Raw genomic sequence first — 10,445 nt, 5'->3', positions numbered from 1 at the left:
GGAAGAGCTTTGCACGCCATGGCTTGAAAAGAAATACCCCGGACAGAATATGACCCAGGTCATTCTTGACGAACTTGATCGTATCCACGAAGAGGTTGCTGCGAAAGCAAAGAAATAGCCTTTTCTTAGCCTTGTTGTTTTTGTAGTTTAGAAGAGTTCTTTTCGCTATAAAAAGGGGAGATATAGAGCTGCTTTCTCCCCTTTTTATTCCTTTAACATGTGGAATCTGTAAATATTGTGTTGTCATCGTTTTTATAGAAAAGCTTTTTCTATAAGTTTAATGGGCACGGAGGGGTAAGGATGAAGAATTTATACTTACGGTTTGTAAGGCTTATTGAAATATTCGAAAATACAATTTGTGCAGCTGGGCTTGTTCTCACAACAGTTCTTGTCTTTGCTCAAGTTGTAAATCGTTATTGGCTGCATTTTGAAATAATGTGGTTGTCAGATTTGGCATTGTACTTTTTTACGTTTTTTATGCTGTTGGCTATCGCTCTTACCACAAGAGTGGAGGGTCACACAAGTGTTGACGTCTTTCTAGAAACCTTTTTTAAGGGAGAACACATGGCAAAGTCAAGAGCCATATATATTATGATATTGAATTTAATATCGATTGTTATTATGTTCGCATTTTTGCCAGTTGTTCTAAAGTTTACGCTGCGCGCAATTACATATCCGGAGTATGGAACTCTGGTACGGTGGTTTAACACGAGCTGGCTCGTTGAGTGTATGTTTATGATGCTTGTACTTTCTATATTTCACTCTATACATAATGTTGTAGTTAAGTTCATAGATTATCGCCGTCAATACGTAATTCCGGTTTCACAGGAGGGAAAATAAATGGCTTTGGGTCTAACTGTATCTTTAGTTTTTTTCTTCTTAGGTCTTTTTGGCGGAGTAGCCCTCGGTTGGCTGTTTATAGGAAGCTCTCTTATTGGACTTTCAGTGGCTGGAATGCCGCTGTCTTTTACAGCAGGAACTTTTTACCACTCTCTCTTTAGTGAAGTCCTAATGGCAATTGGGTTCTTTGTGTATGCGGGAAGCCTTATTTCTGAAGCGGGGCTGGCTGATCGGATCGTTCGTTTTTCCTATGCCCTTGTTGGTAGGATACGCGGGGGCATGGAAATTGTCTCCATCGTGGCGACCCTCTTTCTCAGCGCTTTGACAGGTTCGTCAGTTCCCTGCATTTCCGCTCTTATTCCTCTGCTGGTTCCTCGCCTTGCCAAGTATGGATACGAACCCCAATACACCACGGCTATCCTTTGTTCTTCAAGTTTTCTTGGCTATCTTATCCCCCCAAGTGTTCCAGCCCTCGTCTATTGTCTTGTCGCTCAGCAGTCCGTGACGGCTGTTTTTCTTGCGACAGTTGTCCCCGGTCTTTTAATTGCTCTGGGTTATGGGGTTTTGAATTTTTATTTGTGCCCCAAATATATGAATATGGCCATTGCTTCGGAGCACGAACTGCCACCAGCCGCCTTTTCTGAGAGAATGAAGGAGATAATGAGTTCTACATGGGGAGCTCTTCCCGCGTTGGGATGTCCGCTCATCATTCTGGTTGGCATATACGGCGGTATCTTTACTCCTAACGAAGCGGGAGCTATAGCTACTATCTATTGTATTTTTGTGGGACTTTTCGCATATAGGGAACTTACTAAAAAGGGTTTTTGGAACGCTACGCTCAGTTCCCTTGTTTCTATAGGAGTCATTGCGGTTCTAATAGCAGCTGGAACCGTCTTCGCACGATATTTGATTCGTCTTGGAGTGGCTCAGGAAGTCGCAAACTGGATGTTGGGGCTTTTCGAGAGCAAGATTATGATCATGCTCATGGTCAATATCCTTCTTTTGATCATGGGGATGTTCATTGATGGCATTCCCATTTTGATTTTGGCAGTGCCCCTTATCCTGCCTCTGATGAAGGAGCTTGACGTTAATCTGGTTCATTTAGGCGCTATTGTCATTCTTAATGTTGGTCTTGGTGTAATAACGCCTCCCTTTGCCATGTCTATTTTTGTAGGGTCCCGGTTGTCGGGATGCTCTTATGGAGAATTAGTGCCAATCATGATGAAGTTTCTTCTACTCGTAGGCATTCCTGTTCTTCTTCTGACGACGTATATCCCAGCTCTTTCATGTTGGCTGCCAACTGTTATTTTAGGACCCAATGTGGTGGGGCCATGGTAGATTTTTATTAAGAAGATTTTTTCATGGGGAATTGGCATATAACAATTTTTAACTACACTTTAGAAGTTAAGGAGCGGACCAGCAATGAACTTTGATGTCATTATTAGAAATGCCATTGTAGTTGATGGTACAAACAGTCCCTGGTTTAAAGCTGATGTCGGAATATCAAACGGCCGCATTGATTTTGTAGGGAAAGTACCTCTTGATGCGACTGGAAAAGAGGAAGTAGATGCCGAAGGCAAGGTGCTATGCCCTGGGTTTATTGATGGCCATACCCATGCGGATTTTGTTCTGCTGCAGGATCCACTGATGCTTTCGAAACTTAAACAGGGAGTAACTACGCAAATAATAGGACAGTGCGGCATAAGCCCGGCACCTGTGACTGATGATAAGGTCGAGATGCTTGATCAGTATGTTGGATTCTTTAAAGGCGGGACAACTCTTGACTGGACGTGGCGTAGCTTTGGGGGTTGGCTTGATAAGCTGGAAACATTGAGTCTGGGAACAAACATAGGCGCATGTGTCGGGCAAGGTACGGTCAGGCTTGCTGTCATGGGCTTTGAAAACAGGCAGCCTACACAGGACGAGATGGAAAAAATGCGTGCTTATGTGGAAGAGGCCATAGATAGCGGGGCTTTTGGTCTTACCAGCGGCCTGATCTATCCTCCCGGAGTTTACTCGAGCCATGAAGAGCTTTGTGCTCTAACGACTGCACTGAAGAAGAAAAATGCCCTGTATCTGTCTCATATGCGCAGTGAATCAGGAGCAGTTGTAGAAAGCGTTATGGAAACTATAGACATTGGGCATAAGAATGATATCCCTGTACAAATCTCCCACCATAAAGCGGCTGGTAAGATGTACTGGGGACTTGTACAAACTACCTTGCAGAAAGTGGACGAGGCCCGTGCAAATGGGGTGGATGTGACGTTAGATCTGTATCCATATGATTACAGCAGCACGACGTTGCGGGCCATATTGCCGGCATGGATTCAAGAGGGCGGTTTGCAGAAACTTAATGAGCGCCTGGCTGATCCTTCTGTGAGAAAACAAGTCATGGGAGAAATAAAAACAGATGTAAGTTGGGATAACTACTACTTGCTTGGCGGCGGCAGTGAAGGTATAACATTGTTGTACACTCCAAAGACTCCGGAATGTGAAGGAAAAACCCTATCGGAAGTCGGGAAGCTTATGGGCAAGTCTCCAATAGAAGCGGCTTTCGACATTATTGTGGCCAATGGAGGTTCGGACACAGTTTGTTACAATGCTATGTCTGAAGACGATGTGCAGTATGTTATGAAGCACCCGGCAGCCATGTTCGTATCAGACTCTATTTTTGGAGCAAGTGGAGGCAAGTCCCATCCCAGGACCTTTGGGACGAACCCAAGGGTGCTCTGCAAATATGTAAGGGAAGAAAAGGTTTTGACCATTGAGCAGGCAGTATGGAAGATGACTGGGTTCCCGGCGGCTCGTTATGGTCTCCAGACCAAGGGGATAATTCGAGAAGGAATGGATGCGGATATTGTCATATTTGATCCAGAAACAGTAAGGGACAAGGCGACTATAGAGAATCCTCAACAGGATCCGGAAGGGATCGAATACGTCTTTGTAAATGGAGTTAAAACCGTCGAGAAAGGCGTTTGCACCGGAAAAACTGCCGGTAGGGTTTTAAGAAAGAAATAAACAGCATAACGATTATATGGGCGGGAGGTGTTTAAGATGTCGTGGAGACCTACCAGATTGGAAGTTGACCTTGAGAAGGTCAGAAATAACTATCGGGCAATACGAAAGCATGTGGGAGAGAGCGTTAGGATCTTTGGCGTTGTAAAAGGTGACGCCTATAACCTCGGAGCAGATAAAATAGGCAGGGTTTTGGCAGATATGGGGGTAGACTTCTTTGCGGTTGCCACTGGTGATGAGGCCATTTCCTTAAGGGAATCGGGCATTGAATCCCCTATACTGGTGCTGGGGCCTTCTCCGTATGGCATTGCTGAAGAATATGTTCGTTTAGGGATAAGAGCTGCCATTAATGATAAAGGAATAGCTAAGGCTCTGTCAGATGCATCTGTCAGACTTCAGAAACCTGCATATGGCCATGTCAAGATAGATTCCGGCATGGGAAGAATAGGCTTTTTCCCTCATGAGGCGGCAGATGCGGTAGAAGAGATCTCTCATTTGCCAGGGCTTAACCTGGAGGGGATCTTTACCCATTTTGCCATTTCAGATGCAAGGGATCTAACATACACTTATGAACAGCATTCCACCTTTGTAAAAGTTATTGGCGAGCTTGAAAAGCGGGGCATTACTTTTTCTATAAAACATTGCTGCAATTCTGGCGCTACTCTTGCGCTGCCCCAGTTTGTTATGGACGGCGTAAGGCCAGGACAGCTTGTAGTGGGTATGTACCCGTCAAAAGAAGTGGTACGTTCTATCGCCATAGAGCCTGTTTTCGAGTTTAAAACAGCCATATCAGCAATTCGTACCGTGCCAGCCGGAAAAAAACTCAGCTATGGTTTGACATATGAAACTACAGCAGATGAAAGAATCGCTGTTATACCGGTGGGATATCATGACGGCTATTCCAGAGAGCTCTCAGGAAAAGGTGCGGAAGTGTTAATACACGGGAAACGATGTCCCATAGTGGGGCGGATATGTATGGACCAGGCTCTGGTGGATGTAAGCGTTCTTCAGAACCCCCAAATAGGAGACGAAGTCGTTCTCCTTGGAAAGCAGGGAGAAGAAACGATCACAGGGGATGAGATCGCTGACAAGATCGGAACCATCTTCACAACCCTCCCCAACATGATAGGTAAAAGAGTGCCGAGAGTGTATTTGAACGAATAAAATTGTAAGTTTATAGAAACAGCATTTATCGGGGCTGTCGTTACGATGGCCCCGATAATTTTGTGCTATTATGTGAAAAGTGTCTTTTATAATCCATTATAATTGTTGCCACCTGAAAAGGGCGTTTTCTATAAAATGAAGAAGGGGCTGAGTCTATTGGATCCTCAAAAAGATCTTAAAACCGTTCGGAATGCTCACTTCATCTTTGCGATTATCTTATTAGCTTATTTCATGTCTTATTTTTTCCGTATCGCGCCTGCGGTTGTCATGCCTCTCTATGCTGCCCCCTTAGGTCTTAGTGCGGCTATGACAGGTTTTATAGCGAGTTTTTATTTTTATGCCTATGGGGCAATGCAGCCTGTGTGTGGAGTGCTGCTTGATAAGTTCGGCCCCATGAGAGTTGCTTCTACCGGGCTGTTTATTACCGCGTTGGGCGGATTTATGATGGTTTTCAAACCGACAGTTTTCACCCTTTCTCTGTGGCGGCTTCTTATGGGATTGGGCTTCTCACCCCTATTCATGGGAGCTCTGGTCTTTCAGGCTGCTGCCTTTCCTTTGACTCTTTACGCTTTTTACTCGGGGATTACGTTAGCCACTGGCAATATGGGGACTGTGGTTGGCGTCGCTCCTTTAGGAACAGCTATTGATACGTGGGGTATGCCGGTCGTTTCAACTTTCCTCGCTATATTCTGCCTTTTTCTTTCCTCCTTGCTGTTTCTGAAAAGAAAAGACGACCCTGTTTATTCAAAAGAGAGATTCCTTTCCCATAGTTTGCTGCAAAACTTTAAGGAAGCCTTCCGTTTTGTTACAGGCTCACCAGTTGGCCGCTCCATAAGCCTTTTATGGAGTCTCTCTATGGCATCCATCCTTTCTCTTCAGGCTCTATGGGCTGTTTCCTGGTTTGCTGCCGTTTATGAACGTCCTTTCGCCGATTGCCGCGGTTGGGCGAGTCTAATAGGAGTGGGAGTTGTCATGGGAACCCTTTTGTCTGGGTTTCTGGGTCGTTCTGAAAAGATCAGGAATTTTCTGCTTTATGCATTTTCAATTGTTTTTTCTCTTTCCCTGGCCCTCATTACCGGACTTCTTTTCTTTCATTTTCCCATATATCTTGCGGCATCGGCAGGGTTTCTTTTAGGAATGTGTACGGGCGGAGGGGCGGTATGTTACGCGGCGAAGATCAATGAAGTGGCTCCATCTCATTTGCGGGGAGCGGTCATGGGCGTGGTTAATACCTTTATATATTTGTCTGTAATTATTTATCAGTGGGGGACAGGAGCCATACTTGATTTTTTCCCTGGAGTTGAACCAGGATCCTATGCAAAAGAAGGGTACGCCGCGGCCTACATTATCGTTTTTGGAGTGAGTACTCTTGTTTTCTACGCCCTTTGGGTTTTGCACCGTCATAAAAGGGAGCGTTAAACTCACAGGTTTAGAACGATCCGAAGAAGGGATCCGGCGGTAAGGGCTGAAAAAATCATTATAGCCAGGCTTCCGGCAAGTTTCTTGCCCCCAAGTTCCTTCCAGAGCACGATGAAGGTCGCTATACAAGGAAAGGTCATGGCCAGCGTTACAGTGGCCACTATAAGTTGCTGAGGCGTCAGGTTGAGTGTGGAGAGCATTCCAACAGCAACGTCTTTTCTCAGGAGCCCCATAATAATGGGACCGGCCGCTTCTGCCGGCAGACCAAGAAGTCCTGTGAAAACAGGCCTGAAAAAGCGTGTAATTCCGTTAATTACGCCTGTCATGTAAAGCAGGTTAATAAGAAGCACACCCCCCATGACCAGGGGGATGGCCTCCATAATGAATCCTTTCAGACGAAACCAGAGTTTAAAGAACAGGTCACGGACCGAAGGGATCCGGTAGGGGGGAATTTCCACTATGAGCTCAGGACTATGCCCTGGCAAAAGGGCATGGAGGATCCTCCCTATAACAACCCAGGCCGAAAAGAGGACTCCATAGGTTATGATCACATATTTGCCGCCGAGATGTCCTATTACCCCTACGATCATTGCCTGCAGGCCGGCGCAGGGGATGGCTATCGAAATAAGGGTGGCGGCAATAAATCTTTCTCGCTCTGATTCGAGAACCCTCGTGGCTAAAATGCCAGGAACGTTGCAGCCCAGGCCAAGAAGAGCTGGCACTATTGCATAGCCATGGAGGCCTAAATGGTGGAACAGGGCGTCAAAAAGAACGGCAAAGCGCGGCAAATACCCAACATCTTCCAAAAAGCTGAGAGCCAGGTAAAAGGACAGCACATAGGGCAGCACCATAACAAGGGGTACGTAAAGTCCTGTAGAAAGCAAACCGAAACTTTGCTCCATATCCACAGTCCCATGGATCAGGGTTCCTATAAGGAGCTGATGCAGTATAGGGTGTTTGCCTAAAATAGGAGAGAACTTCATCAGGGCTGGTATCCAAACTCTCTCTGTTATCGGGTTAAGCAACGTGTTGATAAGCCCTTCTCCAATAAGGCGTATGACATAAAAGCTCAGGGCGATAACCAGAACCCCTATTACGCCTCCCCAGAATGAATCCACTGAAAGGTCTTCAAGTTTGTCTCTTAGGGTATGATGGCGATGGGTTAGTTTTTGAGTTTGTTCTATAATTAGGCCGATTCGTTTCCATCGTTCCTCACTCGTAAGGGGAGGGATATGCCCTTTTCGGGCTTCGGGAATACGCTGGATGATGCGATTTATTCCCTGCCCGGACAAGGCTACAGTAGGAACGACAGGTACCCCTAGAAGCTTCTCAAGTTTTTCAACGTCAATGCTGATGCCTCGATGCCGGGCCTCATCCACCATATTAAGGGCCACAATAGTATGGATGCCTCGCTCCATGGCTTGAAAGGCCAGATAGAGGTTTCGTTCGAGAGCTGTGGCATCAAGTACCATAATCGCCAGATCCGCCCCTTCATCTACCATGCGGCGGGCAACTTGTTCCGCCTCATTCGTGGGATCAAGAGTGTAGGCTCCAGGAACGTCTATAATCCTGTAAACTTCGGAATTGTAACGAAGCCATCCCTCCAAAAAGCCCACTGTGGTTCCTGGATAATTAGATGAAATGGCCCGTACTCCGGTCAAGCGAGAAAAGATAACACTTTTCCCTACATTGGGGTTTCCAATGAGAAGAAGGGTTTTTTGTGCAGGGTTCTCAGGCCCCATGGCCAAACTCCCTGAGAGGTTTAACTATCACCCGTGATGAGATACGCCACCCTATGGCAATCTGCCTGCCGTCTACTATAATGGTAATGGGGCCATGAAAAGGCATGCCCGAAACCTTTTCAATGATCTTTCCCTCCCGAAGCCCAAGGGCCTCCAGGCGACAGCGGCATTCTCCGCTAGGCATTTGAACGATCTGGGCAGTAACTCCATTTTGCAGATCTTTGAGGTTATAAACGTGAGCTTTTTTCATTTTGTCTTCGTAACTGACCACATGCGGCATTGATATCAGATCCTTTTTCCCGACGGATTTCATATTCAATGTTCAGTTCACTGAGGATCTTCCCAAAGGCCTTGATGCGTTCCTGGGAAGAACGCCTATATGTAGCATCTACAGGGTTATAGGGAATAAGGTTCACGTAAATAGAAAGTCCATTCATAAGGGCAGCAAGCTCATATGCCTGTTCCGTATTGTCGTTTACCCTATCGATCATCACGTATTCGATGGTAACGCGATCACCAGTTTTTTGCTGATAGTCACGAAGGGCTTCTATAAGGGATCCCAAGGGATACTGTTGATTGATAGGCATAAGTTTATTCCTCAACATGTCATTTGTGCCATGAAGAGAAACAGAAAGCCTCACAGGGATTTCCAGCTCTGTAAGAGCTCTTATGCCGGGAACAATGCCGGCGGTAGAAATTGTCATGTGGCGGGCGCCGAGCCCTCTCATCTTGGGGTGGTTTAATATCTTTATGCTCTTGAAAAGAGCTTCCTGGTTGAGGAGGGGTTCACCCATGCCCATAAAGACTATATTGGTAATGTTCTGTCCAGCGGCTTTTTCCATGGCCAGAAATTGGCCGACGATCTCTCCGGGAGTAAGGTTTCGTACAAAACCACCCTTTCCCGTAGCGCAGAAGGCGCAAGCCAAAGGGCAACCAACCTGACTCGATATGCAGGCGGTGTTGTGATTTCCGTGAGACAGGAGCACGGATTCTATTCTCTGACCGTCCTGAAGCTGCCATAAGAATTTTCGTGTGCCATCTTTTGATGTTTCCTGTTTCACGAGGCTTGGCGGTAAAATTAAAATTTTATAAGCAAGATCCTCACGAAGATCCTTTCCGAGATTCGTCATATCGTAGATATTAAAGACCTTTTTTTCATATATCCACTGACAAATCTGATCAGTTCTGTATCTTTGAAGCCCGAGTTTTTCTGTACAAAACTCAAGCCACTCGTCATAGTTCATTTCAAGAGCAACAACAGCTTCGCTCATTTCTTAATCCTCCTGACTGAAAAACAGTTCATATTATATAGCCGTTCGCTTATAATGGCACGTTTAGTCAAAAAATGTCAAGAAGTAATAGCATGGGCTCTGTAGGCCCTCACTCTCTTTTTGCGGATCAGTCTCCTTCCGATTTATTTACTCCTCGGGCCCTCGGGAAGCTTTTAAGAGTTTATTAACATTTCCGTTTTGGAAAAATATAAATTAATTAACAATTATGAAAATATATTTTGCCAATACTTCAAAAATTGTGTATTATAATTAATGTTGCAATTTACTAAATGTGGAGGTGGCAAAGTGAAAAAGGTCGTACTTTTTTGGGCGCTTATTCTCTGTGTTTTTAGCCTTCTTGTTGGAGGCGAGGCTTTTGCCAAAGCTGAATATGAATGGAGTTTTACTCAACCCTGGTCAAGACCTCTGAGTAACAAGGGATATGAATTTTTCTGCGATAAGGTCAAGGAGTATTCAGGCGGTCGGATTGAAATCAAATTTTATCCCGACGGATTGCTTGGCAACCACGACGAGTCATATCACGCCGTCCAGGAAGGCAGCATCGCCATTGGCACTTTCTCTCCCTATGTCAATCTGGTGCCGGGGGGCATGCTGAACTGGATGCCCTGGACAGTGGAGAACTTTGATGAGGCGAGACTGGCATACTCTCCAGCCGGCGGCATTTTGTTCAAGGTTATGGAGGATGCGTGGGAAGAAGTGGGCTTCCACGTTCTTTTCAACGTTGCCCAGGGTCCTTACGGCATAGCGAACAGCAAAAGGCCCATTCGCACTCCCGAAGATTTCAAGAACTTGAAACTGCGAGTGTCTTCTTCTCTTGGTTTCGTAAGATGCCTCGCGAACATGGGAGAAGGAACGGGCATGACCCTGGAAACAATTCCATGGAGCGAGCTGTATAACGCCATGGCAAGAAAGGTCGTAGATGGCTGCTGGACCATGTGGCCCTCACTGGTTGACGAGAGACACTACGAAGTGG

General features: G+C 45.9%; 9 protein-coding genes. 6 read left to right on the top strand and 3 right to left on the bottom strand.

Going from position 1 to position 10,445, the window contains the following annotated elements; genetic code table 11:
• Positions 1–300: 300 nt before the first annotated feature.
• From BUC50_RS08600 to BUC50_RS08580, 5 genes are all read left to right on the top strand, one after another.
• The gene (locus tag BUC50_RS08600; RefSeq protein WP_013047621.1) at positions 301–840 is read left to right on the top strand and encodes a TRAP transporter small permease; all 540 of its coding nucleotides are present in this window, start codon (positions 301–303) and stop codon (positions 838–840) included.
• The gene (locus BUC50_RS08595) at positions 841–2,178 is read left to right on the top strand and encodes a TRAP transporter large permease (RefSeq protein ID WP_013047622.1); all 1,338 of its coding nucleotides are present in this window, start codon (positions 841–843) and stop codon (positions 2,176–2,178) included.
• 84 nt (positions 2,179–2,262) lie between these two features.
• On the top strand, positions 2,263–3,858 hold the full coding sequence (locus tag BUC50_RS08590; RefSeq protein WP_013047623.1) for an N-acyl-D-amino-acid deacylase family protein: 1,596 nt from the start codon (positions 2,263–2,265) through the stop codon (positions 3,856–3,858).
• Between the two features lie 36 nt (positions 3,859–3,894).
• A complete protein-coding gene (gene alr / locus BUC50_RS08585; RefSeq protein ID WP_273312995.1) occupies positions 3,895–5,019 on the top strand; it encodes an alanine racemase in 1,125 nt (374 codons plus the stop codon).
• A 135-nt stretch (positions 5,020–5,154) separates the two neighbouring features.
• Positions 5,155–6,438, top strand: coding sequence for an MFS transporter (locus BUC50_RS08580; RefSeq protein WP_083775735.1), 1,284 nt, complete (start codon positions 5,155–5,157; stop codon positions 6,436–6,438).
• A gap of 2 nt (positions 6,439–6,440) precedes the next feature.
• Here the strand turns inward: BUC50_RS08580 and BUC50_RS08575 are convergent, their stop codons facing one another.
• The 3 genes from BUC50_RS08575 to rlmN are packed head-to-tail and all read right to left on the bottom strand — an operon-like array spanning position 6,441 to position 9,451.
• Positions 6,441–8,180: a ferrous iron transporter B gene (locus tag BUC50_RS08575; RefSeq protein ID WP_273015080.1), complete on the bottom strand. Its 1,740-nt coding sequence runs from the start codon at positions 8,178–8,180 to the stop codon at positions 6,441–6,443.
• A complete protein-coding gene (locus BUC50_RS08570; protein WP_213700963.1) occupies positions 8,170–8,430 on the bottom strand; it encodes a FeoA family protein in 261 nt (86 codons plus the stop codon). Before BUC50_RS08570 ends, BUC50_RS08575 begins: the two co-directional genes overlap by 11 nt.
• Positions 8,408–9,451 carry a dual-specificity RNA methyltransferase RlmN gene (gene rlmN, locus BUC50_RS08565; RefSeq protein WP_013047628.1) on the bottom strand — a complete coding sequence of 348 codons (1,044 nt, stop codon included), beginning with the start codon at positions 9,449–9,451 and terminating at the stop codon, positions 8,408–8,410. The genes BUC50_RS08570 and rlmN overlap by 23 nt, the downstream gene beginning before the upstream one ends.
• A 306-nt stretch (positions 9,452–9,757) precedes the next feature.
• On the opposite strand from rlmN, the gene BUC50_RS08560 reads away from it, so the two are divergent.
• On the top strand, positions 9,758–10,445 hold a 688-nt coding region (locus BUC50_RS08560), incomplete at its 3' end, for a TRAP transporter substrate-binding protein (protein ID WP_286677357.1).

This window comes from Aminobacterium sp. EBM-42 (assembly GCF_001896635.1).
GTDB classification, from domain to species: domain Bacteria; phylum Synergistota; class Synergistia; order Synergistales; family Aminobacteriaceae; genus Aminobacterium; species Aminobacterium colombiense.
Note: the sequence above shows the minus strand (reverse complement) of the source record. Positions and strands in the feature narration are given on the sequence as shown.

Excerpts from the sequence above, each read along its gene's own strand:
- BUC50_RS08600 (WP_013047621.1), top strand. The coding sequence starts at position 301 with ATGAAGAATTTATACTTACGGTTTGTAAGGCTTATTGAAATATTCGAA.
- BUC50_RS08595 (WP_013047622.1), top strand. The coding sequence starts at position 841 with ATGGCTTTGGGTCTAACTGTATCTTTAGTTTTTTTCTTCTTAGGTCTT.
- BUC50_RS08590 (WP_013047623.1), top strand. The coding sequence starts at position 2,263 with ATGAACTTTGATGTCATTATTAGAAATGCCATTGTAGTTGATGGTACA.
- alr (WP_273312995.1), top strand. The coding sequence starts at position 3,895 with ATGTCGTGGAGACCTACCAGATTGGAAGTTGACCTTGAGAAGGTCAGA.
- BUC50_RS08580 (WP_083775735.1), top strand. The coding sequence starts at position 5,155 with ATGAAGAAGGGGCTGAGTCTATTGGATCCTCAAAAAGATCTTAAAACC.
- BUC50_RS08575 (WP_273015080.1), bottom strand. The coding sequence starts at position 8,180 with ATGGGGCCTGAGAACCCTGCACAAAAAACCCTTCTTCTCATTGGAAAC.
- BUC50_RS08570 (WP_213700963.1), bottom strand. The coding sequence starts at position 8,430 with ATGAAAAAAGCTCACGTTTATAACCTCAAAGATCTGCAAAATGGAGTT.
- rlmN (WP_013047628.1), bottom strand. The coding sequence starts at position 9,451 with ATGAGCGAAGCTGTTGTTGCTCTTGAAATGAACTATGACGAGTGGCTT.